At 70.8% G+C, this 25,254-nt stretch carries 21 protein-coding genes; 9 read left to right on the top strand and 12 right to left on the bottom strand.

Going from position 1 to position 25,254, the window contains the following annotated elements:
* Positions 1–16: 16 nt before the first annotated feature.
* Complete coding sequence (locus tag SACE_RS22665; RefSeq protein WP_009943432.1) at positions 17–1,417, bottom strand: aspartate aminotransferase family protein; 1,401 nt, start codon at positions 1,415–1,417, stop codon at positions 17–19.
* 22 nt (positions 1,418–1,439) lie between these two features.
* A complete protein-coding gene (locus tag SACE_RS22660; RefSeq protein ID WP_009943433.1) occupies positions 1,440–2,957 on the bottom strand; it encodes a CoA-acylating methylmalonate-semialdehyde dehydrogenase in 1,518 nt (505 codons plus the stop codon).
* Positions 2,958–3,049: 92 nt separating this feature from the next.
* On the opposite strand from SACE_RS22660, the gene SACE_RS22655 reads away from it, so the two are divergent.
* Positions 3,050–4,651, top strand: a complete 1,602-nt coding sequence (locus tag SACE_RS22655) for a PucR family transcriptional regulator (RefSeq protein ID WP_009943434.1) — start codon at positions 3,050–3,052, stop codon at positions 4,649–4,651.
* A 90-nt stretch (positions 4,652–4,741) separates the two neighbouring features.
* The gene (locus tag SACE_RS22650) at positions 4,742–5,380 is read left to right on the top strand and encodes a hypothetical protein (protein ID WP_011874417.1); all 639 of its coding nucleotides are present in this window, start codon (positions 4,742–4,744) and stop codon (positions 5,378–5,380) included.
* A gap of 69 nt (positions 5,381–5,449) precedes the next feature.
* Here SACE_RS22650 and SACE_RS22645 read toward each other — a convergent pair whose 3' ends face one another.
* The 4 genes from SACE_RS22645 to SACE_RS22630 form a co-directional block, all read right to left on the bottom strand.
* Positions 5,450–6,049: a short chain dehydrogenase gene (locus SACE_RS22645; RefSeq protein ID WP_009943438.1), complete on the bottom strand. Its 600-nt coding sequence runs from the start codon at positions 6,047–6,049 to the stop codon at positions 5,450–5,452.
* A 194-nt stretch (positions 6,050–6,243) separates the two neighbouring features.
* The gene (gene katG, locus SACE_RS22640; RefSeq protein ID WP_009943439.1) at positions 6,244–8,457 is read right to left on the bottom strand and encodes a catalase/peroxidase HPI; all 2,214 of its coding nucleotides are present in this window, start codon (positions 8,455–8,457) and stop codon (positions 6,244–6,246) included.
* A complete protein-coding gene (locus tag SACE_RS22635; protein ID WP_009943440.1) occupies positions 8,450–8,887 on the bottom strand; it encodes a Fur family transcriptional regulator in 438 nt (145 codons plus the stop codon). The genes katG and SACE_RS22635 overlap by 8 nt, the downstream gene beginning before the upstream one ends.
* Before the next feature lie 166 nt (positions 8,888–9,053).
* Positions 9,054–9,479: a nuclear transport factor 2 family protein gene (locus SACE_RS22630; protein ID WP_009943441.1), complete on the bottom strand. Its 426-nt coding sequence runs from the start codon at positions 9,477–9,479 to the stop codon at positions 9,054–9,056.
* Between the two features lie 82 nt (positions 9,480–9,561).
* Here SACE_RS22630 and SACE_RS22625 point away from each other — a divergent pair, with 82 nt between their 5' ends.
* The 3 genes from SACE_RS22625 to SACE_RS22615 all read left to right on the top strand — a co-directional run bounded on the left by SACE_RS22625 (position 9,562) and on the right by SACE_RS22615 (position 12,343).
* Positions 9,562–10,131 (top strand): PadR family transcriptional regulator, encoded by a 570-nt coding sequence (locus tag SACE_RS22625; RefSeq protein WP_009943442.1) that lies wholly within the window; start codon positions 9,562–9,564, stop codon positions 10,129–10,131.
* 431 nt (positions 10,132–10,562) lie between these two features.
* Complete coding sequence (locus tag SACE_RS22620; RefSeq protein ID WP_009943443.1) at positions 10,563–10,865, top strand: hypothetical protein; 303 nt, start codon at positions 10,563–10,565, stop codon at positions 10,863–10,865.
* Between the two features lie 464 nt (positions 10,866–11,329).
* Positions 11,330–12,343, top strand: coding sequence for a LacI family DNA-binding transcriptional regulator (locus SACE_RS22615; protein WP_011874414.1), 1,014 nt, complete (start codon positions 11,330–11,332; stop codon positions 12,341–12,343).
* 79 nt (positions 12,344–12,422) lie between these two features.
* Here SACE_RS22615 and SACE_RS22610 read toward each other — a convergent pair whose 3' ends face one another.
* The 3 genes from SACE_RS22610 to SACE_RS22600 all read right to left on the bottom strand — a co-directional run bounded on the left by SACE_RS22610 (position 12,423) and on the right by SACE_RS22600 (position 14,969).
* A complete protein-coding gene (locus SACE_RS22610; RefSeq protein ID WP_009943446.1) occupies positions 12,423–13,268 on the bottom strand; it encodes an aldo/keto reductase in 846 nt (281 codons plus the stop codon).
* 115 nt (positions 13,269–13,383) lie between these two features.
* Positions 13,384–13,791: a tautomerase family protein gene (locus tag SACE_RS22605; protein WP_009943447.1), complete on the bottom strand. Its 408-nt coding sequence runs from the start codon at positions 13,789–13,791 to the stop codon at positions 13,384–13,386.
* A gap of 128 nt (positions 13,792–13,919) precedes the next feature.
* On the bottom strand, positions 13,920–14,969 hold the full coding sequence (locus tag SACE_RS22600; protein ID WP_009943448.1) for a LacI family DNA-binding transcriptional regulator: 1,050 nt from the start codon (positions 14,967–14,969) through the stop codon (positions 13,920–13,922).
* Between the two features lie 146 nt (positions 14,970–15,115).
* Between SACE_RS22600 and SACE_RS22595 the strand changes: the two genes are divergently transcribed.
* Genes SACE_RS22595 through SACE_RS22580 form a run of 4 tightly spaced genes read left to right on the top strand, consistent with a single transcriptional unit; the run spans position 15,116 to position 19,458 of the window.
* Positions 15,116–16,069: a TIM barrel protein gene (locus SACE_RS22595; RefSeq protein WP_009943449.1), complete on the top strand. Its 954-nt coding sequence runs from the start codon at positions 15,116–15,118 to the stop codon at positions 16,067–16,069.
* A 48-nt stretch (positions 16,070–16,117) separates the two neighbouring features.
* Positions 16,118–17,542 (top strand): sugar porter family MFS transporter, encoded by a 1,425-nt coding sequence (locus SACE_RS22590; protein WP_009943450.1) that lies wholly within the window; start codon positions 16,118–16,120, stop codon positions 17,540–17,542.
* Between the two features lie 36 nt (positions 17,543–17,578).
* Entirely contained in the window at positions 17,579–18,595 is a 1,017-nt protein-coding gene (locus SACE_RS22585; RefSeq protein ID WP_009943452.1) for a Gfo/Idh/MocA family oxidoreductase, read from the top strand.
* Positions 18,592–19,458, top strand: a complete 867-nt coding sequence (locus SACE_RS22580; protein WP_009943453.1) for a sugar phosphate isomerase/epimerase family protein — start codon at positions 18,592–18,594, stop codon at positions 19,456–19,458. Before SACE_RS22585 ends, SACE_RS22580 begins: the two co-directional genes overlap by 4 nt.
* 129 nt (positions 19,459–19,587) lie before the next feature.
* Here SACE_RS22580 and SACE_RS22575 read toward each other — a convergent pair whose 3' ends face one another.
* The 3 genes from SACE_RS22575 to SACE_RS22565 form a co-directional block, all read right to left on the bottom strand.
* Positions 19,588–20,352 (bottom strand): hypothetical protein, encoded by a 765-nt coding sequence (locus SACE_RS22575; RefSeq protein ID WP_009943454.1) that lies wholly within the window; start codon positions 20,350–20,352, stop codon positions 19,588–19,590.
* Positions 20,353–20,761: 409 nt separating this feature from the next.
* A complete protein-coding gene (locus tag SACE_RS22570) occupies positions 20,762–22,876 on the bottom strand; it encodes an ATP-binding protein (protein WP_044547963.1) in 2,115 nt (704 codons plus the stop codon).
* A gap of 7 nt (positions 22,877–22,883) precedes the next feature.
* Complete coding sequence (locus SACE_RS22565) at positions 22,884–25,226, bottom strand: ATP-binding protein (RefSeq protein ID WP_021341477.1); 2,343 nt, start codon at positions 25,224–25,226, stop codon at positions 22,884–22,886.
* Between the last annotated feature and the right edge of the window lie 28 nt (positions 25,227–25,254).

Raw genomic sequence — 25,254 nt, 5'->3', positions numbered from 1 at the left:
GGCGAGCTGTCCCGGGTCAGAGGGCGGACGTGGCTTCGAGCAGCGTGTGCCGGAGGATGCCCTCGATCTCGTCGAACTCGGCCTGCCCGGCGATCAGCGGCGGGGCGAGCTGGACGACGACGTCGCCGCGGTCGTCGGGGCGGCAGTACAGCCCGTTGTCGAACAGGGCCCCGGGCAGGAAGCCGCGGACCAGACGCTCCCGCTCGTCGGCGTCGAAGGTCTCGCGGGTGGCCTTGTCCTTGACCAGCTCGACGGCCCAGAAGTACCCGTCGCCGCGGACGTCGCCGACGATCGGCAGGTCCAGCAGCTTGCCGAGCGTCTCGCCGAACGCCCGCTCGTTGTCCAGAACCCGCTGGTGCAGTCCTTCCTCCGCCATCAGCTCGAGATTGGCGAGCGCGACGGCCGCCGAGACGGGGTGGCCGCCCCAGGTGTAGCCGTGGGGGAAGGTGACGCCGGGCCGCAGGAACGGTTCCATCACGCGGTCGGAGGCGATCAGCGCTCCGAGCGGGCCGTAGCCGGAGGTCATGCCCTTCGCGCAGGTGATCAGGTCGGGCACGTAGCCGAACTTGTCGCAGGCGAAGGTGTGGCCGTGCCTGCCGAACGCGCAGATGACCTCGTCGGAGACCAGCAGCACGTCGTGGCGGTCGCAGATCTCGCGGACCCGCGCGAAGTAGCTCGGGGGCGCGGTCAGGCATCCGCCGGAGTTCTGCACCGGCTCGAGCACGACGGCGGCCACCGTGTCGGGACCCTCGAAGAGGATGGCCTCCTCGACGCGGTCGGCGGCCCAGCGGCCGAACGCCTCCGGGTCGCCGGCGAACTCGGGGTTCCGGTAGATGTTGGTGTTGGGCACCCGGAAACCGCCCGGGGCCAGCGGCTCGAAGTCCTGCTTCATCTTCGGCAGCCCGGTGATGGCCATCGCGCCGTGCGGTGTGCCGTGGTAGGCCACGGACCGGCTGATCACCTTGTGCTTCAGCGGTTTTCCGACGAGCTTGAAGTACTGCTTGGCGACCTTCCAGGCCGACTCGACGGCTTCGCCTCCGCCGGAGGTGAAGAAGACGCGGTTGAGGTCGCCCGGGGCGAGGTGGGCCAGGCGCTCGGCGAGCTCGGCCGCCGGCGGAGTGGCGTAGCCCCACACCGGGAAGTAGGCGAGCTCGCAGGCCTGGCGGGCGGCCACCTCGGCCAGCTCGCGGCGGCCGTGGCCGGCCTGCACCACGAACAGCCCGGCCAGGCCGTCGAGGACGCGTCGGCCGCGGTCGTCCCAGAGGTGCACGCCCTCGCCGCGGGTGATGACCGGGACGGGGTTCTCCGGTCCTCGGCCGCCCATGCGGGCGAAGTGCATCCAGAGGTGGCGCGCGGCGGACTCGGCGGCCGGGGTTTGCGATGTGGACGGTGCGGTGGCGTTGTCGAGCGTGGTCATCGAGATCCCCTCGTGAGGTCTGTCAGTCGTTCTGCGGGAAGCCGAGGTTGATGCCGCCGTGGGAGGGGTCGAGCCAGCGGGTGGTGACGACCTTGCCGCGGGTGAAGAAGTGCACGCCCTCGGTCCCGTGCGCGTGGGTGTCGCCGAACAGCGAGTTCTTCCAGCCGCCGAAGGAGTAGTAGGCCATCGGGACCGGGACGGGGACGTTGATGCCGACCATCCCGACCTCGACCTCGTTCTGGAACCGCCGCGCCGCGCCGCCGTCGTTGGTGAAGATCGCGGTGCCGTTGCCGTACGGGTTGGCGTTGATCAGCTCGATGGCCTCTTCGTAGGTGTCGGCCCGCACGACCGACAGCAGCGGTCCGAAGATCTCGTCGGTGTAGATCGACATGTCGGGGGTGACGTGGTCGAACAGGGTCGGTCCGACGAAGAAACCGGAGCCTTCGGCGTCGAACTCGCCGTTGCGCCCGTCGACGACCAGCGTGGAGCCCGCGGCCTCGCCGGCGTCGATGTAGCCGGAGACCCGTTGCTGGGCCTCCTTGGTCACCAGTGGGCCCATGTCGCAGCCGCGGCGTCCGTCGCCGGTGCGCAGCGCCTTGGCCCGGTCGGCGATCTTGCCGACGAGGACGTCGGCGATGTCGCCGACCGCGACCAGCGCGGAGATCGCCATGCACCGCTCACCCGCCGACCCGAACCCGGCGTTGACGGCCTGGTCCGCGGCCAGGTCCAGGTCCGCGTCGGGCAGCACGACCATGTGGTTCTTCGCGCCGCCCAGCGCCTGCACCCGCTTGCCGTGCGCGGTGCCGGTCTCGTAGACGTAGCGGGCGATCGGAGTCGACCCGACGAACGAGAGAGCCTTGACGTCGGGGTGGGTGAGCAGGGCGTCGACGGCGGTCTTGTCGCCGTTGACGACGTTGAAAACCCCGTCGGGCAAGCCTGCTTCCTTCCACAGCTCGGCCAGCCACAGGGCGGCGCTCGGCACCTTCTCCGACGGCTTGAGCACCACGGTGTTCCCGGCGGCGATGGCGATGGGGAAGAACCACATCGGCACCATGGCGGGGAAGTTGAACGGCGAGATGATCCCGACCACACCCAGCGGCTGGCGGATCGAGGTGACGTCGACCCTGGTCGAGGCGTTCTCGGTCATCGAGCCCTTGAGCAGGTGGGGGATGCCGCACGCGAACTCGACGACCTCCTGGCCGCGGGCGACCTCCCCGGCGGCGTCGGAGAGCACCTTGCCGTGCTCGGCGGTGATCAGCTCGGCCAGCTCGCCCGCGCGTTCGTTGAGCAGCTCGCGGAACCTGAAGACGATCTGGGCGCGCTTGGCGAGGCTGGTGTCGCGCCAGGCGGGGAACGCCGCCTTCGCCGCCGCGACGACCTCGGCCGCCTCCTCCTCCGATGCCAGCGGGAGGCGCGCGGTCACCTCACCGGTCGCCGGGTTGGTGACCTCGGAGAAGCGGTCGTGCCTGCCGTCCTTCGGGCCGCCTGCCCAGTGGTGCAGCGTGGGAACGGCCTCGTCGGCCTGTGTAGTAGCCACCATGGGAGGGAGTGTGGCCGGAGACCGGGTGCGCGGGGAAGCAACAGAACGTCGGCCGCGGACGGCTCTCCCTTACGAAGTGTAAAGTCCGCCCGGTGTTCCCGACGGTGGCCGACGTCCTCGCGCTGCCGGCTCTGCGGGCGGGCACGCCGACCGTCCGAGCCGGCCGGTCCGCCCTGCTCAACCGCGTGCGCTGGGTGCACGTCAGCGAGCAGCGCCAGCCCGCGGGCACCCTGAGCGGCGGCGAGCTCATCCTCTCGATCGGAGCGGCGGTGGCCGACCCCGCCACCGACCACCTGGAGTACCTGACGGCGCTGCGCGACGCCGGTGCGGTGGGCCTGGTCATCGAGCTGGGGCAGCACCTGCGGTCGCTTCCCGAGACCTTGGTGCAGGCGGCCCGCGCGCTGCGCTTCCCCCTGGTGGAGCTGCGCGCCGCAGTGCGGTTCGTCGAGGTGACCGAGGTCGTGCACGCGTGGATCCTCAACGAGCAGTACGCGCACATGCAGTTCTCGCAGCGGGTCACCGAGACCTTCCGGACGCTGATGGTCGACAGCGCGGGGGTCAGCACGGTGGTCGGCGAAGCCGCGGCGCTGCTGGAGCTTCCGGTCGTGCTCGAAGATCTCGGGCACCGCGCGCTGGCTTTCGCCGGAGACGTCGCGGAAGACCTGCTGCGGGACTGGACGGTCCGCTCCCGGCAGGCACTGCCTGCCGGTCCGGCGGAGCCGTCCGGCCCCGAGGGGTGGTTCAGCGCCGCGGTCGGCCCGCGCGTCGAGCGCTGGGGCCGGCTCGTGGTTCCGCGCCGCGCCGCCGACGCCGAGCGCGTCCGCCTCGTCCTCACTCAGGCCGCCGAGGCCATCGCGGTGCTCGTGCGCATCGACGCGAGCTCCCCGGGCATCGAACTCGAGGCGCAGGGGGGTCTTCTCGCCGACATCCTCGGAGCGTCCGAGGCGTCCGAAAGCGCCCTGCGCGTCCGGGCCAGGGCGCTCGGGCTGCCCACCGGCGGACCGTTCGCGGTGTTGGTCGTGGTGGCCCCCGCGGCCGCGGGGGAGGGGGACCGGGAAGCCCTCGAGGTCGTCGCGTCGGCAGTGCGCCACACGCGCCGGCCTGCCCTGGTCGGCCCGCTGCGACCGGGGCGGATCGCCGTCGTCGTCTCCTGCGCGTCCCTCGACGACGAGCCGGACGTGGTCTGCGCGCTGGCGCCTGGTCTCCCGGCGGACCGGGTCCGCGCGGTCGCGGCTTCGGATCCGGCCGCGGCCTTCGCGGACCTTCCCGATGCGCTGCACCACGCGTTGCAGACCGCCGACGTGGCTGACGCTTCTCCGGACCCGGCGGCCCGTGCGGTGTGGCGGCCCCGCCACCTCGGTGTCCGCGGTCTCGTCTGGCGGCTGCGCGACGACCGCCGCCTGTTGTCCTATGTGGAGGAACAGCTCGGCCCGCTGCTGCGGCTGCCGGAAGCGCGCCGGAACGAGTTGCTGAAGACGTTGCGGGCTTACGTCGAGACCGACGGCGTCGTCACCGCGTTCGCCTCGCGAATCGGCACCAGCCGGCCGGCGGCCTACGCCCGCCTGCGGCGGCTGTCGGAACTCCTCGACCGCGATCTCGACGACCCGCCCACCCGCCTTTCGGTGTACCTCGCGCTCCTGGTGCTCGACCAGGGCTCCACCGGTCGGGACGCGGCCCTCGCTCCCGGCCGCTGAGGCCGTTTTCCCGCCGGTCGGACGAGATCCGAGCGCATCCAGGCCACACGTTTCGCGCCACGCGTCTTGACCGGCCCGCGCCTTCCCGCCGTGGGTTTCTGGGCGCCCGTCGGCTACGTGGCCGGGTTGTTCATCGTGTACGCGACCGGGTTCAGCTCGCTGGTCCAGCTCCTCGTCATCACCTTCGCCGGTCTGGCGGTCTACGGCTCCTACACCGCGGTGCGGGCGGGCTGGATCCACCGCAACGCCGGTTGGGGTCTCTCCGCGGCGTTCCTCGTCGCTTGGGTCGTCGTCAACGCGCACGGCGGTTGGTTCATGAACACCAGCGAGACCCAGCGCCCCGGCAGCTGGGACTTCCCCTGGTACTTCGCCGCCATGGCGACCACCCTCGCGCTCTACCTCGCCGCGCTGCGAGTGGCGAGCACCGCCGAGGGCCGCACGCACCTCGACGCCGGAGCCTGGTTGATCACCACGCTGCTCGCGGTGCTGGCACTGTCCTACTACGGCGAGTTCGGTCCACTGGCGACAGCGCCGCTACCGGAGCCCTTCGACCTGCTGGCGGTGGTCGTGGTCGCGGGGGCGAGCTACTGGTGGGCGGTTCGCAGCGGCTTCCACACCGCGCAACTCCAGGACGCTCTCGATGGACCCGCCGAGGAGCCGGAAACACCATCAGGGCAGGAAATCACCGGCGCACCAGCAGCCGAGCCCACCGCGTCCAGCGGTACGTAGGCCGCCAGCCCGGAACGAAGAGGGGTCTCGTCGCACGGCGACGAGCCCCCTCGGTGCTGAACCGGCGTGCTAGCTGAGCTCGTAGATCCGGCCGGTGTGGGCGCCTTCGATGGAACGGACGTAGGCCTGCGCGACCTGGGCGAGGTCGACCGGGGGAACCCCGGGGAAGAAGTCGCCGTACTTCGCGAGGCTCTCGGTGAAGACGGTCGGGCTGATCGCGTTGATGCGCTGCGGCGCGATCTCGATCGCCGCGGCGCGCACGAACGCCTCGACCGCGCCGTTGGCCATCGCCGCGGCACTGCTCGTCGGGATGGGGTCGCGGCACAGCACGCCGGTGATCAACGTGAACGAGCCGCGCTCGGCGATGCGGGAGACGCCCTGGCGGACCAGCTCGATCTGGCTGAGCACCTTCCCGCGGAACGCGGCCTCGTAGTTCTCCGGAGCCATGTCCACGACGGGCTTGTACGGCACGTCGCCCGCCGCGCTGGCCACCGCGTCCACGGGCCCCACCCGGTCGTACAGAGCGGAGGTCTGCGCCGGGTCGGCGATGTCGTAGCGCAGGTCCCCGCTCGAACGCCCTGCCGCGAGCACCTCGTGGCCGCGAGCGGTCAGCGCCGCGTTGACCGCGGTGCCGAGCTTCCCGGCGGCACCGATCAGCAGAATCTTCATGCCGCCGACGCTATGGCCGCTCGCCCTCGCGAGGGAAATGCCGATCGCGGCGCATCCATGACGGGCGGTTATGGATGTGGAGCCGCGCCAGCCCCAACGCGCGGCAAGCCCCCGCCCAGGCGGGCGGGGGCTTGCGCGTCACTTCGGTCCCACGGCGTGTGGTTCACCCCGCCGGGGTGAACCACACGCCGGGATCAGGCGAGGTCGAACCGGTCGAGGTTCATCACCTTGTCCCACGCCGCCACGAAGTCGCGCACGAACTTCTCCTTGGCGTCGTCGGACGCGTAGACCTCGGCCACGGCCCGCAGCTCGGAGTTCGAGCCGAAGACCAGGTCGAACCGGGTGCCGGTCCACTTCACCTGGCCGGAGGCGTCGGTGGCCTCGAAGGTCTCCGAGGTCTCGTCGGTCGCCTTCCACGTGTTGCCCATCTGGAGCAGGTTCACGAAGAAGTCGTTGGTGAGCGTGCCGGGCTTCTCGGTGAACACGCCCTGCTCCGACTGCTGGTAGTTCGCACCCAGCACACGCAGGCCACCGACCAGGACCGTCATCTCCGGCGCGCTCAGGGTGAGCAGGTTCGCCTTGTCGACGAGCTGGTACTCGGCGGGCAGCGGGTGCCCCTTGCCGAGGTAGTTGCGGAACCCGTCGGAGGACGGCTCGAGGTGCGAGAAGGACTCGACGTCGGTCTGCTCCGCGGTGGCGTCGCCGCGACCCGGGGTGAACGGGACCTCGACGTCGAACCCGGCGGCCTGGGCGGCCTGCTCGACACCGACGCCGCCGGCGAGCACGACCAGGTCGGCGAACGAGACCTTCTTGGCGCCGGACCCGGCGTTGAAGGACTCCTGGATGCCCTCCAGCGTGCTGATCACGGTCGCGAGCTGGTCGGGCTCGTTGACCTCCCAGCTGCGCTGCGGCTCGAGGCGGATGCGGCCGCCGTTGGCGCCGCCGCGCTTGTCGCTGCCCCGGAAGGTCGAGGCCGCGGCCCACGCGGTGGAGACCAGCTGCCGCACGGTCAGGCCGGACTCGGCGATCCTGCCCTTGAGCTCCGCGATCTCGGCGGGGCCGACCAGCTCGTGGTCGGGCTTGGGGATCGGGTCCTGCCAGATCAGCTCCTCGGAGGGGACCTCGGGGCCGAGGTAGCGGTCGGCCGGGCCCATGTCGCGGTGGGTCAGCTTGAACCACGCACGCGCGAAGGCGTCGGCGAACTCCTGCGGGTTCTCCCAGAACCGCCGCGAGATCGGCTCGTAGATCGGGTCGACCTTGAGCGAGAGGTCCGTGGTGAGCATGTTCGGCGCGATCTTCTTGGACGGGTCGTGGGCGTCCGGGACCGTGCCCTCCCCCGCGCCGTCCTTCGGCCGCCACTGCCAGCCGCCGCCCGGGCCCTGGTACAGCTCGTACTCGTAGCCGAACAGGTTCTCGAAGAAGCCGTTGCTCCACTGGGTCGGCGTGGAGGTCCAGGTGACCTCCAGACCGCTGGTGATGGTGTCCGCGCCCTTGCCGGTGCCGTGGCTGTTGTGCCAGCCCAGGCCCTGCGCCTCGAGCGGGGCGGCCTCGGAGTCGGGGCCGAGGTTGGAGTCCGGGGCCGCGCCGTGGGTCTTGCCGAAGGTGTGACCACCGGCGATGAGGGCGACGGTCTCCTCGTCGTTCATCGCCATCCGGCCGAACGTCTCGCGGATGTCGCGCGCGGCGGCCACCGGGTCCGGCTTGCCCTCCGGGCCCTCCGGGTTGACGTAGATGAGGCCCATGTGGGTCGCGCCCAGCGGCTTCTCCAGCTCGCGCTGCTCGCCGCCGGAGATGCGCTGGTCGCTGCCGAGCCAGGTGGTCTCGGCACCCCAGTAGACGTCGTCCTCGGGCTCCCAGGCGTCAACCCTGCCACCGGCGAAGCCGAAGGTCTCGAAGCCCATCGACTCCAGGGCCACGTTGCCGGCCAGGATCATCAGGTCGGCCCAGGAGAGCTTGCGGCCGTACTTCTGCTTGACCGGCCACAGCAGACGGCGGGCCTTGTCCAGGCTGACGTTGTCCGGCCAGCTGTTCAGCGGCGCGAACCGCTGCTGGCCGGTGCCGGCGCCGCCGCGGCCGTCGCTGACGCGGTAGGTGCCCGCGCTGTGCCAGGCCATGCGGATCATCAGCGGGCCGTAGTGCCCGAAGTCGGCGGGCCACCAGTCCTGGGAGGTGGTCAGGACCTCCTGGATGTCGGCCTTGACGGCGGGCAGGTCCAGGGTCTTGAACTCCGCGGCGTAGTCGAACTCCTCGCCCATCGGGTCGGCCACGGCGGGGTTCTTGGCCAGCAGCTTCAGGTTGAGCCGGTTCGGCCACCAGTGGGTGTTGGCGCCTCCCTGGGTCGGGTGGGGGAGCCGGTCGCCGTGCGCGACCGGGCAGCCGCCGGTGGTGGCGTCAGGGCTGTCAGTCACCGGAATTCCTTTCGGGCTCAGGTTTGTCGGGATCCGAGTCGGGGGCGCAGTCGGGGCACAGTCCCCAGTAGATGACCTCGGCCTCGTCGATCGAGAAGCCGTGGGCATCGGACGCGGTCAGGCAGGGAGGTGTGCCCACGGCGCAGTCGACGTCGTAGATGGTTTCGCACGACCGGCACACGATGTGGTGGTGGTTGTCCCCGACCCGTGCCTCGTAGCGAGCCACGGAGCCCATCGGCTGGATGCGACGCAGCAGCCCCACCGAGGTCAGCGCGCGCAGCACGTCGTAGACGGCCTGGTGCGACACCTTGGGGAGTGCTCCGCGCACGGCACCGATGATGGTCTCCGTGTCGGCGTGCGGATGATCGTGCACCGCGGACAGCACCGCCACCCGAGGGCGCGTCACACGCAGCTCCGCCTCGCGCAACATGCGCTCGAAGTCCGCAGTCGTCGTTGGCACGCTGCGCAGTCTGGCTGATTTTCTGGAATGAATCAAGAGTTGACGGGTGATTCACGTCACGGCCCTGGGCGTTGGTTCACCTCGTCGAGTGGCGGAGGTGGGGCCGCGGAGCCACTGGCTCGCGAACGGAGTTCCGTCACGTTCCGCTCGGCAGCAGCGCCTCGGCGACGAGGCCGGCGTGCACCGCCTCGCCGATCGCGGTCACGGCGCTCAGCGGCCGGACCATGACCGTGAACTCCGCGATCAGGCCGTCGTCGTCGAGCTGGATCAGGTCGATGCCGTGGATCCGCTTGCCGCCGACCACCGCCCGGAAGATCAGCAGGTGCGAGTCGGCCGCCGCTCCCGCCTCGGTCTCCGCCGTGCCGTGCAGCTCGCCGACGTACCGGAAGTCGTCGAAGACGCGCCGCAGGAGAACCCTGAACACGCCGAGAACCATGGCCCTGCCCTCGAACGGGGCGAACTTCACCGGGCTGAAGAACCGCGGCTCGGGCGCGAACAGCGGCCCCAGCGCGTCGGCGTCGCGCCCTTCGACGGCGGTGCGGAAGCGGTCGACGGTCTCCATGTGCACTCCTTGGTCAAGTATGTGATTAGTCAGAAAATTGACTATAGTGACCAGAGTTGATCCGGGCCAGGGAGGACGCGGGATGGCCTTGCGGCATGCGGTGCTGGCGGCGCTGCTGGACGGTGAGTGCAGCGGCTACCAGTTGGCCAAGGCTTTCGACGTCGGCATGGCCAACTTCTGGCACGCGCTGCCGCAGCAGCTCTACTCGGAGCTGGCGAAGCTGGAGCGGGAGGGCCTGGTCTCAGGCCGCGAGGTGGTGCAGGAGACCCGGCCGAACAAGCGGATGTTCACGCTGACCGGCGCGGGGCTCACCGAACTGCGCCGGTTCGCGGCCGCGCCGTCCAGTCCCTCGTCCATCCGCGACGACCTCATGGTCAAGGTCGTGGCCGCCGACTCGGTCGACGCCGCGGAGCTGATCGGCCAGCTCGAGGAACGCGCGGCGATCGCCGGCGCGAAGATCGAGCTGTTCGACAAGCTCCTCGGCAGGATGCGCGGTGACCTCGACGAAGCGGACTTCCTGGCGCGCGCTGCCCAAGTCGGCCCCTACCTGACGTGCTTGCGGGGTCGCGAGTTCGAGCGCGGGAACCGGGACTGGTGCGACCGGGCCGCTTCGGTTCTGCGGGCCAGGGAAGGTGCCGATGTCCGGCGATGACCGGGCGGAGGAAGCGCGCCCGATGTCCAGAGTGGACTGAAAACTCGTCGGCCTCATAGACCGCTCGGGCACCGGCGGGGCGGACCATCGATGCTCGGGGTCCACCACGCTCGGTCACTGAGGAAGCCGACATCGTCGCCGCGTCGCATGTGCGTTGGTAGGGCAACAAGTCCCTGGCTTTCGCCTTCACAACTGCGCCTGGCGCGTCGTCGGGTGGAACGCGTGAATCCGTGCGGGCGCCGCCGGTGTACATCCTGGTGGCACCCGCCTACGATGACGGAGAGAAACTGGAATGGCCCTGCGTGGTGACGTGGCCTGGGGGTTCTCCCCCCGGTGCAGCCGAAAACGAACACCCGCCGAAGTGGGTCGCAAGGCAATTGGGATTTCCTGCGCGGCCCGGCATTCGGCTCATCCGCAAAGGGAGAAAAACGGTGTCTGGCGAACTGAGCATTTCCGAGCTGGAGAACGAGCGGGTCGAGTACCTCCCGGCACGTACCTTGCTGACGGCGTTCGCGTTCGGGGGCGGCGGTGGGACCCACAACGCCGCCGCCGGCGATGGCGGCAACGGCGGTGGTACGGGCGGCGGTACCGGCGGCGGTGAAGGTGGCGCCGGCGGTGCCGGGAGCACGGTCGGCGACGGCGGTCCCGGTGGTCCCGGTGGCAGCGGTATCGGTGCTTCCGGCATCGGCGGTGACGGCGTCGGTGGAGCCGGTGGCAACGCGGACGCCGGCTGAGACGGGAGGGGATGAGCGCCCCGCCCTCTTCCTGAAAACGACGTGCGCCAACGAGCGCTGAAATACCGGCCGCACGCAGTACGAGCATTTTCGCGCCATGGGGGTGCCGTACCCGCGGGAACTTTCAACTGGGGGCACGGCGCCGGTGTTCCTCTCATGCGTGCATTCAGTGCGGGCACAGGTGCGAAGTCCGGGTCACGAGCTTTTCGCGGGCCTGCGGCCGAACGTCGTCCCGGAAATGGAACGGGACGGCGTTCGGACTGCGATGGCCGATTACGGACCCGCTGTGACGCACTTTTGATCGTCTCCGCGTCGAGGCCTTCGGATCGGTTACCGGAACGTTCCGGTAACCTGTGGTGGCAGGCGCCCGGAGCCATGGTGCCTGCGTCAACACATCATCCGGAGTGCTTTCCCGCGCCGGCGCGCCGGCCGCGGGCACTCGGTGTGTCGGAAGGCGGGTGCACGTGGCGGGGAAGGCCGGGAAGACCACGATCGTCGACGTGGCGCGGGAAGCCGGTACGTCGGTCTCTTCGGCGTCGGTGGCGCTGCGTGGTGAGCCGGGCGTTTCGGATCGGACGCGGGCGCGCATCCTCGATGCCGCGCAGCGCCTCGGCTACCGGCCCGACCAGCGTGCGCGGTTGCTGCGCCAGCAGCGGTCGCGGCTGCTCGGCGTGACGTTCTCGGTCGACCAGAGCTTCCACGCCGACGTCATCGAGAACCTGTACCGCGCGGCGGAGGGGACCGGCTACGGCCTGCTGCTCAGCGCCACCGCCCCGAACCGGCCGGCGCGGGAGGCCATCGCGGACCTGCTGCGCGACCGGTGCGAGACGTTGATCCTCGTCAGCCCCGATCTGAGCGCGGAGCAGCTCGCGGAGGTGGGTGCCCTCGCGTCGGTCGTCAGCGTCGGCGCCGGTGTGCGAGCCGACGGGGTGGACTCGGTGCGCTCCGACGACCACCAGGGCGTCGTCGACGCCGTCGCCCACCTCGTCGGGCTCGGGCACCGGTCCATCACCTACGTCGATGGCGGGTGCGCGGTCATGAGCGCCATCCGGCGCGACGCCTACGTCGAGGCGATGGGCGCGCACGGTCTCGGCGATCAGGTCCGCGTGCTGCACGGCAGTCCCACCGAGGAGTCGGGCGTGGAGGTCGCCGGGCGGCTCCTCGACGGCGCAGAGCCGCTGCCCACCGCGATTCTCGCGCACAACGACATGATCGCCTTCGGGCTGCTGCTCACCCTGTGGTCCAGAAGTGTCGCGGTGCCGGGGGAGATTTCGGTCGTGGGCTACGACAACACCAGGATGGCGGCGCTGGCCACGGTGCGGCTCACCTCGGTGAGCCAGGACGCCGCACAGCTCGCGCGGGCGGCGGTCGAGCGCGCCATCGCGCGGACGGAGAATGCCGTGGTGGCAACGGAAACCGTCACGCCGGCCCGGTTGGTCGTCCGGGAGACTTCCGGGCCGCCGCGCGGCGGTGCATAGCAGGCGGCGGCCCTCCGCCGGTCGACGAGTGCCGCCCGCTTCATCCCAGGCCGGTGCCTGAAGTTCCCGCTCGGGTCGGTCACGCTCCGAGGACGTCGGGGTCCGGGCCGATGCGGGCGCCCAGCTCGAGGCCGGCCAGGGCCTCCATGTCCTCGGCGGACAGCTCGAAGTCGAAGATGTCGATGTTCTCCTGGATCCGGGACGGTGTCCGGGATCGCGGGATGGTGATGTTGCCGAGCTGCATGTGCCAGCGCAGGACGATCTGCGCCGGGCTGCGGCCGTGCCGGGCGGCCGGCTCGATGATCGCCGAACTGTCCAGGAGACCCTGCGCGCGTCCCAGGGGACTCCACGCCTCGGTGGCGATGCCGTGCTCGGCGTGGAACGCCCGCAGTCCGTGCTGCTGGAGCCTGGGATGCAGCTCGATCTGGTTGACCGCGGGTACGACTCCGGACTCGTCGAACAACCGCCGCAGGTGCGCGACGTGGAAGTTCGACACGCCGATGCTGCGGACCAGGCCGTCCGCGTGGAGCTTCTCGAACGCCTTCCACGTCCGCGCGTAGAGGTCCCGGCCGGGCATGGGCCAGTGGATCAGGTAGAGGTCGACGTAGTCGAGGCCGAGCTCGCTCAGGCTGGCGTCGAACGCCCGCAGCGTGGAGTCGTAGCCCTGGTGGGTGTTCCACAGCTTCGTGGTGACGAACAGGTCCTCGCGCGGGATGCCGGACTCGGCGATCGCCCGGCCGACCGCTGCCTCGTTGCGGTAGGCGGTCGCGGTGTCGATGCTGCGGAACCCGGCCCGGAGCGCGGTGCCGACGGCCTCGGTCGCCTCGTCCGCCGCGAGCTGGTACACGCCGAACCCGAGCTGGGGCATCCGCGCACCGCTGTTCAGGGTGACGGTGGGGCTCGGCGTGGACGGGGCGCATGTCATCTGCGTGGAACCTCCGGAGTGGTCGCGCCAGAGGCGGGCGGGCGCGGCGGCAGGGGAGCGGGCCCAGGGAGCGGGCACCAGGGGAGAAGGTCGGCGGGGAGCGGGTCGGCTGCGGTCAGGGACGCGCGGGTACCGGGAGATCGCCCACGACGTACTGCGCGCGTCCGAAGCCGAAGGACCAGTCCGCGGCGGTGTTCTCGACGATCCCGACGAACACGTCGTGGCCCCCGACGCCGAGCGCGCCCAGGCGCGACGCGATGGCCTCGAACACCTGCTGCTTGGTGGACGTGTCCCGGCCAACCTGGGTGAACACCTGGATCATGACCAGCGCGTCGCTGCGCTGGAAGCCGAGACCGGCGTCCTGTGCGATGACGCGCCCCGGCTCGTGCTCGCTGATCACCTGGAAGCGGTCGTCCTCGGGGATCCCGAGGACGTCGACCAGCGCCGCGTGCACGGCGTCGGCGACGGCGCGCACGTCCGCTTCGCTGCGACCTCGCACGAGGTCGATCCGGACCAGAGGCATGGCAACTCCTAGCGGTGCGGAACGGGCACGAGAGGTGACCCGGTCCGGCGGTGGCTTCCGGTCCATGTCTAGCCAACGCACTAACGCCTGTCAACAATATGTCCGTACATTAGGACACTTGGCTGGGGTCAGGGCGCCGTTCTTCCGTCCCGTGGCGGAGCGCTGGTGTTGCGCACGACGAGCTTCGGTTCGAGGACGATCTCCTCCGGGTCGAGCGAGTCGTCGTCGAGTCGCCTGACCACCGAGCGGACCGCGTGCTCCCCCATGCGCAGCGCGTCCTGGCTGACGGTCGTCAGGTCGTGGACCAGGTGGGAGATGTGGCTGTCGTCGTAACCGACGACGGAGACCTCTCCCGGCACGTCCACGCCGGCGCGCAGGAATGTGCCGATCAGCCCGATGGCGCACCGGTCGTTCCCGGCGAGCACGGCGGTGGGTAGCGCGCCTCGGGTCAGGAGGGTGTGGCCTGCTTCGATCCCGGCGTCCTCGGTGTGGTTGCCGCGGAGCACGTCGACGTGCTCGGCCAGGTCGTGCGCGCGCATGGCGGCGCGGTAGGCGCGGCGCCGGTCGGCGGCCGCGGGGGCCTGTCCGCCGTCGATGTGCGTGATCGCGCGATGTCCGAGTTCCACGAGGTGGTCGACCGCCTGCCTGATGCCGAGCGCGTCGGCCGTGTGCACGCTGTCGACGTGCGTGCCGGGCAGGCGCCGGCCGACGACGGTCGTGGCGGTGCGCCGCCCGAGCTCGTCCAGCCAGCGGGCGTCGGCCTGCGAGCCGAGCAGGATCAGGCCCTCGCAGCGGTGGCTGAGCAGCGCCTCCACGGCCTTGGTCTCGTCGCGCACCGGTGCGCTCGCCGACAGCAGCACCTCGTAGCCGACCTGTTCCGCCGCCGGGTAGATGGCCTCGACGAGGTCGGCGTGGAACGGCTGGTGGACGGTCAGCATCACGCCGAGCGTGCGGCTGCGGCCGCGCGCGAGCAGCCGCGCCGCGGTGTCCGGGCGGTAGCCGAGGTCGTCCGCGGCGCTGAACACCCGCTCGCGGGTGGCGGCGCTGGCGCCCGGCCGGCCCCGGAAGACCAGCGAGACGAGCGCGCGGGACACACCCGCCCGCGCGGCGACGTCGGCCATCGTGGGCTTGCGTTCCCGTGCGCCGTCGCGGCGGCGTTCGGTCGGGTGATCGTCCATCGCTCCATGTTGCCTTGCGGCTACTTTGACAGAACGTATTGACATTTGCGTGTGACCGGCAGCATAGTACCGGGCCTAGAGCGCGATAGTAGCGCGCTCTAGTCGCCCGATCCCCGAGCTTGAGCTCGTCGTGAGGAGGTCCGTCGATGACGACGGCGTCACAGCCCACCATCGCCCGCACCGTGGCGGGCAATCTCTGCCTCGGCTCCGCACCGGACTCGTGGGGGGTGTGGTTCCCGCAGGACGACCACCAGGTCCCCTACACCCGCTTCCTGGACGAACTGGCCGAGGCCGGTTACAAGTGGCTGGAGCTCGGCCCGCCCGGCTACCTGCCGGCCGACCCGCAGCGGCTGGCCGAGGAAGTCGGTGCGCGCGGGCTGAAGGTCTCCGGCGGCACCACGTTCGGTGCGCTGCACCGGCCGCGCGAGTGGGACGAGATGCTGGCGGCCGTCCGCCAGGTGGCCGAGCTGACCGCGGCCGCGGGTGCCCACCACCTGGTGTTCATCCCGCCGATGTACCGGGACGAGAAGACCGGCGCCTACACCGAGGAGCCGGTCCTGAGCGCCGAGCAGTGGAGCGCGCTGGGCAAGGCCGCCAACGAGCTCGGCAAGATCCTGCTGGAGGACTACGACGTGCGGCTGTGCCTGCACTCGCACGCCGACAGCCACATCCAGACCCAACCGGAGATCGAGCGCTTCCTCGACGAGACCGACTCGCGGTACGCCAACCTGTGCCTGGACACCGGCCACGTCGCCTACGGCGGCGGCGACAACCTCGACCTGATCCGCCGCTTCAGCGAGCGCATCCGGTACGTGCACATCAAGCAGATGGACCCGGGGGTGCTGGAGCAGGTCTTCGCCGAGGGGCTGTCCTTCGGCGAGGCCGTCAAGCGGGGCGTGTGCGTGGAGCCGCCCGCCGGTGTGCCCAACCCCGCGGAGGTCACCGAGGCCCTGGCCGGTCTGGACGACGAGCTGTTCGTGATCGTCGAGCAGGACCTCTACCCCTGCGAGCCCGACGTCCCGCTGCCCATCGCCGTCCGCACCCGTGAGTACCTCGCCCGGTGCGGCCTCAGCGGTACCCGGCGTCCCGAGACCCGGTGACCCCCGCATCCACCCGCGAACCCCTCCGACGACGAAGAAGAGAATGAGATGTCCGAAGTGCACAGTGACGTGCCCCCGGCCCCCTCGGCGCCGCTGGAGACCAAGGGGCCGCACTCGCGCCGGCTGAAGGTCATCACCGTTGTCTCCACCTTCGGTGGCCTGCTGTTCGGCTACGACACCGGCGTGATCAACGGGGCCCTTCCGTACATGCAGGGGGACCTCGGGCTCACGCCGTTCACCGAGGGTCTGGTGACGAGCTCGCTGCTGCTGGGCGCCGCCCTGGGCGCGTTCTTCGGCGGCAGGCTCTCCGACGCGCGGGGACGCCGGCGCAACCTGCTGATGCTCGCGGCGATCTTCGTGCTGGGCACGCTCGCGTGCACCTTCGCTCCCAACACCGAGGTGATGGTGGCCGCCCGGTTCGTGCTCGGCCTGGCGGTCGGCGGCGCGTCGGTCACGGTCCCGACCTACCTGGCCGAGATCGCACCCGCCGAGCGCCGGGGGCGGCTGGTCACCCAGAACGAGCTGATGATCGTCACCGGCCAGCTGCTGGCGTTCAGCTTCAACGCGGGCATCGCGGGAGTGTTCGGCGACTCCGCGCACGTGTGGCGCTACATGCTCGTCGTGGCCACCCTGCCCGCGGTGGTGCTGTGGCTGGGGATGCTCGTAATGCCCGAAAGCCCGCGGTGGCTGGCGTCGAAGGGCCGGTTCTCCGACGCCCTGCAGGTGCTGCGCCAGGTGCGCTCGGCGCAGCGCGCCGAGGACGAGCTCACCGAGGTGCGGAGGCTCGCGCAGGAGGACCAGAAGTCGCAGACCGGCGGCTGGTCGGACTTGGCGGTCCCGTGGATCCGCAAGCTCGTGCTGGTCGGCATCGGGATCGCGATCGTCCAGCAGGTCAGCGGTGTCAACACGATCATGTACTACGGCACGCAGATCCTGAAGAACTCCGGGTTCTCGGCCGACGGCGCCCTCATCGCCAACATCGCCAACGGCGTGATCTCGGTGCTGGCCACCTTCGTCGGGATCTACCTGCTGGGCAGGGTGAACCGGCGTCCGATGCTGCTGGTCGGCATCGCGGGCACGTCCACGGCCCTGCTGGCGGTCGCGATCGTGTCTATGGTGATGCCGGAAGGCCTCGGCCGCGGGCTGGTCGTGCTCGCGCTGACCGTGACGTTCCTGGCCTTCCAGCAGGGGGCGACCTCGCCGGTGACCTGGCTGATGCTCGCCGAGATCTTCCCGCTGAAGATGCGGGGCTTCGCCTTCGGCATCGCGAGCCTGACGCTGTGGTCCACCAACTTCGTCATCGGGCTGACCTACCCGGTCATGGTCGACGCGTTCACCATTTCCTACACGTTCCTCATCTTCGTCGCCGTCGGCGTGCTCGCCCTCGGCTTCGTCGCCAGGTTCGTGCCGGAAACCCGTGGCCGCTCCCTGGAAACGCTGGAAACCGAGCTGCACGCGCGCTTCAGCGCCTGACGTGGCGCCGAGCGGATCGCCGAGAGGAGAAGGAAGATGACCGTGCGGGTGGGAGTGATCGGGACCGGCATGATCGGCCAGGACCACATCCGCCGGCTGACCCGAGTGGTCACCGGGGCCGAGATCGTCGCCGTCACCGACATCGACGCTGACCGCGCCGCGAGCGTGGCGGGTGGTGTCGGGGCGAGGACGATGCCCTCCGGCGCCGACGTGATCGGGTCGGCCGACGTGGACGCCGTGCTGGTCACCTCGTGGGGGCCGACGCACGCCGAGCACGTGTTGGCCGCGATCGAGGCGGGCAAAGCGGTGTTCTGCGAGAAGCCCCTGGCCACCGAGGTCGAGGACTGCCTTCGCATCGTCGAGGCCGAAAGCGCCCGTGGGAAGCGCCTGGTGCAGGTGGGCTTCATGCGCCGCTACGACGCCGGGTACCGGGAGATGAAGGAGCTCGTCGACGCGGGCGGCATCGGCACTCCGCTGATGGCGCACTGCGTGCACCGGAACCCGACCGTGCCCGAGACCTACCACTCGGCGATGGCGGCGCAGGACACGGCGGTGCACGAGATCGACACGCTGCGCTGGCTGCTCGACGACGAGATCGTCTCGGCGCAGGTGATCAGGCCGCGGCGCACCAGCAAGCGGTTCGAGCACCTCCAGGACCCGCAGATCATGCTGTTCGAGACCGAGTCGGGCGCTCGGATCGACGTCGAGGTGTTCGTCAACTGCCAGTACGGCTACGACATCCAGTGCGAGGTGGTGGGCGAGAGCGGGACGGTCCGCCTGCCCGACCCCGCACGGACGGGTCTGCCGTCGGCGGGCTCGGTGCGGGCGGCGATCACGCAGGACTGGAAGCAGCGCTTCGCCGACGCCTTCGACGCGGAGCTGCAGAGCTGGGTCGACTCGGTGGCGCACGGCGCCGCCGGTGGGCCCTCCGCCTGGGACGGGTACGCGGCCACCGCGATCTGCGGCGCCACGGTGGAGGCGCTGCACAGCGGGCAGGTCGTACCCGTGGCACTGAAAGACCGTCCCGGCCTGTACGGAGGAAACAACCAGTGAAGATCGCGCTCGACCCGTTCATGCTGCGCAAGCTCCCGATCCGGGAGATGGTGCGCACGGTGGCCGACATCGGCTACGAGTACATCGAACTGTCCCCGCGCGAGGAGTTCATGCCGTTCTTCCTGCACCCGCGCGCCGACGACGACAGGGTCGCCGAGTTCAGGAGCGCGTTGCGGGAGACCGGCGTGCAGGTGGCGAGCGTGCTGCCGCTGTACCGGTGGTCCGGTCCCGACGAGACCGAACGCCAGGCCGCGGTCCGGTACTGGCGGCGGATGATCGAGGTGACCGCCGAGCTGGGCTGCCGGCAGATGAACTCCGAGTTCAACGGCAGGCCGGAGCGCGCCACCGAGAGCGAGGCGGCGTTCTGGCGCTCGATGGAGGAACTGCTCCCGGTCTTCGAGCGCGAGGGCATCGCGCTGAACCTGGAGGCGCACCCCGACGACTTCTGCGAGGTCAACACCCCGGCGGTGGACCTGGTGCGGGCGATCAACAAGCCGTGGGTGAACTACCTGTACTGCGCCCCGCACACGTTCCACCTGTCCGGTGACGACACGGGCGCCGACATCCCCGCCATGCTGCGCTACTCCGGGGACAAGCTCCAGCACGTGCACATCGCCGACAGCTTCAACCACAAGGGTTCGTCCGGGTTGCGCTACATCCTCAACCCGCCCGGAACTCCCGCGCGCATCCACCAGCACCTCGACATCGGACAGGGCGAGGTGGACTGGGACGCGTTCTTCGGCACGCTGCGGGAGATGAACTTCGACGGCATCGCCACCGCGTGCGTGTTCGCGTGGGAGGAACGCGCAGTCGACTCCTCGAAGTTCATGCTCGAGCGGATCACGAAGGAACTCGCGCGCTGACGGGCGTTCTGCCGGCTCGACTCCGGTAGCTCCTGCCCGCCCCCACGCGCCGACCGCACGTGGGGGCGGGCAGTTCTCCATTTGCTGCTATGGAGCCAGGTCCGGCCGGAAAGCTCAGCCTCCCCGCTGCTAGCGGTCGGTGGGTACGGCGATTTCACCGTCCTCCCGGATCAGCCGGTCCAGGACCTCGTCCGGCATCCACACGCGGTGGGGGTAGTTGGTGCCCCACGAGTTCAGCACGGGTACGGCGCCCAGCTCGTCGGCTTTCGCGTTGCCGAGCACCGAATGCACCTCGTCCACCGAAACCGCCCAGCGGAACACCTTGATGCCGTCGCCCGCGTCGGGGGCGTAGCCGCCGCGCCTCGTGTGGTTGTGACCGGCGAAGGAGTCGTCCCAGTCGACGTGCCCGGCCGAGGCCAGGACCTCGGCCGCGGCCCGGCACGACGTGCCGTTGTCGTCGCCGGGGTTGGTCTCTGCCCACTGGTCGCGCTCCTTGGCCCGGTCCCACAGCCACCGGGCGGTGTAGAACTCCTTGTTGAGGATGGTCATGCACCGCGACCAGGCGAACCCGACGCAGGCGCCCTCGCTGCCCTGGTCGTAGAACTCCCACCACTGGTCCTGGTCGGGTTCCCCGCCGGGTTCCAGGCACACCGCGTGGCCGCCCCGGATCGAGGTGAGCGAACCCGGTCCGCCCCGGGCCACGAACTCCAGACCCCGGCGGTCGGACTGCGGCTCGTCGAACTCGGCGTACCAGTTGACGCCGATCACGACCGGCACGTGCACCGGCCGGGCCTGCGCGGTCAGCGGGTAGCTTTCCACGTGGTGCCAGTCGTCCGGGATGAACCGTCCCAGCCGCTGGTCGTCCGGATCTCTGTCAATGGGTCTGTAACGCATGGTCCCCTCCACTCATCGCTCGCACCGGCCGCTCCGGTGTGGGGGACGGTTCTTCGCCTGTCCGCGTTGGATCCCGTTCGTGCGCAAGCACTTCGGTGAGGAGGAGGCCAGACCGCCGGGCGCTCGTGGGCGCTGCGGGAGACGATGGCCAGGCCCCCGGGCAGAACCTGGTCGCGGCGATGCTGATGAGCTCGATCACGGTGACCCACCCCTGGCACCACGTGTTCCGCGAACTCGTTCCACCTTGGTGTGGTGCTGTTTGCCGATCGCCGGCCGTCCTCAGCGGACTCGGGTCCGACGCTAGCAACCGCGATGCGGTCGCGGTACGGCAAATGGTCCTCGATCCGCAGCCACGGGCGAGGTGCCGCGCTCGGTGAGCCGTCCCGGCAGCCCACCGCGGGCGCTCAGGTCACACTTCCTCGGTCTCGTGGAGGGCGTAGGACGTCGCCTCGGGCACGGTGAGCTTCCTGCCGTCTTCGAACGCGTCCTCGAAAGCCTGCGGGCCGAGGGCCTTGCGCGCCTGCTCCTCGCTGACGTGGTGCCGGGTCAAATAAGGCGCGAACCCGAACAGCGGCGTGCCGATCTCGCTCCACAGGGTGTGGCTGACGCCCAGCAGCCGGGCGGTGCGGCCGGCGTCCTGCTCCGTGGCGGCCCAGGCGAGCAACTCGACGGACAGGGCCACGCCGACCAGGTCGTTGAGATGTTGTTTGATCCGCAGGCATTCCCGGGCGTAGGAGCAGGCCTGCCGGGTGTCGCCGTCGGTCCAGGCGGCGACGCCCAGCACCCACATCGCCCACGAGCGCGACCAGGGAACGCTGTACGGGGCGCGCATCGCCAGGCATTCCTCGCAGAGTGCGCGCGCCCGCTCGGTGTCGCCGAGCAGCAGCACGGTGCTGGCCAGGATGGGACGGCTCACCGCGGTCACGGCGCTGGGCACGCCGACGGTCCTCTCCTGCTCCAGGGCCTGTTCCAGGTACTCCACCGCGATGTGCTGGTTGTCGCGCATGTGCTCGGCATAGCCGGACACGCACAGGGCGGAGGTGAGCTCGGCGACGTCTCCGGTCCGGCGTGCGAGGTCGCGGGCCTCGTCGAGCATCGGCAGCGCAGTGCCGACATCGCCCTGCAGGGTCGTGATCCAGGCGTTGGCCCACAACGCCTTGGCCCGTTCACCGCACGGTTCGGTCGCGAGCGCGAGGAGGTGGTCCAGCCAGTGGCGCCCCTCGGCGAGCCAGCCGCCGCCCACCCAGCAGAACCACAGCGCCCCGGCCAGCCTCAGCCCCTCGCGCTCCTCGCCGGGCGTGGTGAGGCAGAACTCCAGCGCCGCCCGCAGGTCGGCGTGTTCGCAGCGCATGCGCTCGTGCCAGTCCTCCTGCCGGGGGCCGAACCACTGCGCTTCCGCCCGCTCGGACAGCCACCGGTAGTGGTCGCGATGGCGGCGGCGCAGGCGGTCGGTGTCACCGGACTCGGCAAGCCGCCGCGCACCGTACCGGCGGGTCGGGTCGAGCAGCCGGTAGCGCGTCCACCCGGCCCGGTCCCTCCGGCTCAGGACCGACTTGTCCAGGAGGCTGACCACCAGTTCGAGCACGTCCTCCTGCGGCACCGCGTCGTCGGAGCAGACCGCTTCGGCGGACTCCAGGTCGAAGTCCGCCGCGAAAACCGAAGCCCGCGCCCACAGCGTCCGCTCGGCCGGGGAGCACAGCTCGAAGCTCCAGTCGAAGCTCGCCCGCAACGTCTCGTGGTACCGCGCCACCCGGGCACCCTGGTCCGGTACCTCGTCCTGCTCGGGCCAGTTCCGCAGGCCCGTGAGGATCTGCTCCACCGACATCGTGCGGAGCCACTTCGCCGCCAGCTCCAGCGCGAGCGGAAGTCCCTCCAGCCGGCGGCAGATCGCGGCGACCGCGTGGCAGTTCGCGGCGTCGACGGTGAAGCCGGGGACCAGGACCTTGGCGCGCGCGGTGAACAGCTCCACCGATGCGCTGGCCAGCACCGCCTCCAGTGGCAGCGCGCCGGTGTCGTCGGGCACCGGCAGCGGGGGCACGGTCACCACGTGCTCGCCCTCGGCGCCCAGCAGATGGCGGCTGGTGATCAGGATCCGCAGCCCGGGGGCGGTCTTGAGCAGGGCGGTCGCCAGCGTCGCGCACTCGTGCACCAGGTGCTCGCAGTTGTCGAGCACCAGCAGCAGCCGCCGATACGCCAGGTACTCGGCCAGCGAGTCGATCGGCCGCCGCAGGGAGTAGTCGCCGACTCCGAGGGTCTCCAGCACGGTGTGCGGCAGGAGTGCGGGGTCATCCAGCCCGGCCAGCCCCACCAGCCACACCCCGTCGGGGAACCTCCGCCGCACCTGCGCGGCCACGCGCAGGCCCACGCGCGACTTGCCGACCCCCGGAGGCCCGGTGACGGTCAGCAACCTCGCCTGCGACAGCGTCCGCTTGCCCAAGGTCACCTCGTCGCCGCGCCCCACGAAGCTGCTGTCCTCTTCCGGAAGGTTCCCCGCCTGCCGCCGCGGACCTCCTGCGCTGGTCATCTCCGGCTCACCCACTCCTGTCGTCGCGGGCGTTCTGCTGCGCCATCCAGGCCGCGACCTGGATCCGGGAGTTGAGCCCGAGCTTGGTGAAGATGTGCTCCACGTGGGCGTCGACGGTGCGCTTGGCGATGACCAGCCGGGAGGCGATCTCCTTGTTGGACAGGCCCTGGGTGACCAGTTCGGCGATCTCCCGTTCCCGCCGCGTCAGCGGTGAGCTCGACCGCGCCGCGCCGGCGCGGCCGGCCCTGGGTTTCTCCTCCAGGGCGTAGGCCGTCGCCGCGGGGAGGTCAAGTCCGCGCCCGTGCCGGAAGGCGTTGTCGAACCCGCTGTCACCGAGGGCCTGCCGCGCCCGCGCCTCGGCCTGGTCGTGCCAGTCGAGGTAGTAGGCGAACCCGAAGAGGAACTCGCTGAGCGGTTCGAAGAGCCTGCGGCTGATCCCGAACAGCGTGGCGGCCCGTCTCGGCTTGCCCTCGGCCGCCGCGATCCAGCCCAGGACCTCCACGCACAGGGCGATGCTGATCGGGTCCTGGAGGACGCGTTCGATCCTCAGCGACCCGCGCACGTTGTCGTCGGCCTGCCGCGGCTCGCCCCGCGCCCACTGGGCGAGGCCGAGGATCCACAAGGTGCGCGACAGGCTCCAGCGCTCGCCGCAGGACTCGCACATCTGCCTGCACTCCTGGCACAGTGCGACGGCGCGGTCCAGGTCGCCGCGCGTGCACACGGCCAGGGCCAGGTAGAACACCGTGAGGGCGAGGTTGGCGTTGGGTTCGCCGGCGGCCCGGTGGTGGACCAGCGCTTCCTCGAGCAGCTTGACCCCGCGGGCGTGGTCACCGTGCATCAGCTCGGCCAGGCCGGTCATCTGGAGCCCGCGCACGAGCGCGGCGTCGTCGCCGAGGAGCTGGGCGAGGTCCTGGCACTCCTCCAGCATGGCCAGAGCCGCGCTGTTGTCGCCCTGCCTGGTGGCGATGTAGCCGTTGACCCACAACGCCTTGACCCGCTCGGCACCGGGCTCCTGGCCGAGGGCCAGCGCCTGGTCCAGCCAGTGCCGCCCCTCGGTGAGCAGGCCGTGCGCGATCCAGTAGAACCACAGCGCCCCCGCGAGGCGCTGCGCGGCCCGCGTGCCACCGGGCTCGGCGAGGCAGAACTCCAGCGCCGCCTGGATGTTCGGGTGCTCGGCGTGCAGGATCTCCAGCCAGTCGAGCTGTCGCGGACCGAACCAGTCGGCTTCGGCCTGTTCCGCCAGGCGCAGGTAGTAGTCGCGGTGCCGCAGCCGGAGCGCGGCTTCGTCGTCGGATTCGCGCAGCCGCTGGTGTCCGTACTGGCGCACCGTCTCGAGCAGGCGGTAGCGGACCGCGGAGCCGGTTTCCTCGCGCGCCAGCAAGGACTGGTCCACCAGCCCCGCCACGCAGCCGAGGATCTCGTGCGGCGACAGGTGCTCGTCCGCGCAGACCGCTTCGGCGGCATCCAGGCTGAAGCCTCCGGCGAACACCGACATCCGCCGCCACAGCGCCTGCTGCTGCTCGGAGCACAGGTCGTAGCTCCAGTCGAAGGTCGCGCGCAGCGTCCGGTGGTGCGGAGGCTCGATGCGGCTGCCTCCGGTGAGCAGGCGGAAGCGGTCGTCCAGGCGCGACAGGATCTGCTCCATGGACAGCGCACGCATCCGCACGGCGGCCAGCTCGATCGCCAGCGGCAGCCCTTCCAGCCGCTGGCACAGCCGGGCCGCCGTCGCGAGGTTGTCCGAGTCGACCGCGAACCCGGGGAGCACCGCGGCCGTCCGCAGCTCGAAGAGCGACAGCGCTTCGTAGCGGAGGTCGCCCGGTGCGGAACTCCCGTGGGCGTCCTCGGCGTCCAGCACCGACAGCGGGGGAACCTGCCAGACGTGTTCGCCCGCCGCGCCGAGCGGCTCCCTGCTGGTGGCGAGGATGCGCAGGCCGGGAGACACCGCCAGCAGAGCGGTCACCAGCCGGGCGCACTCGTCGACCAGGTGCTCGCAGTTGTCCAGGAGCAGCAGCAACTGCTTGTCGGCCAGGTGGTCGGCGAGCACGGTTTCGGCGTCGCGCGTGGACACCTCGCGCAGGCCCAGCGCCCCGGCGACCGCGGTGCCGAGCACCGAGGGGGCCTGGATCCGGGCCAGCTCGACCAGCCACGCCCCGTCGCGGAAGCCCCGCTGCGCGCCCCTGGCCACGCGCAACGCGAGCCGGGACTTGCCCACTCCGCCCACCCCGGTCAACGTCGTCAGCCGCGACGACGACAGCATGGCCCTGACCTCGGTCATCTCCCGCCGACGCCCCACGAAGCTGGTGGCATCGGCAGGAAGACCTCCGGACCTCCCGCGCAGCGATGGGTCCACCGCCCAACTGTACGACCGTCCGGGTCCG

The organism is Saccharopolyspora erythraea NRRL 2338, from assembly GCF_000062885.1.
Taxonomy (GTDB): domain Bacteria; phylum Actinomycetota; class Actinomycetes; order Mycobacteriales; family Pseudonocardiaceae; genus Saccharopolyspora_D; species Saccharopolyspora_D erythraea.
This window is presented reverse-complemented; position numbering and strand designations above follow the sequence as displayed.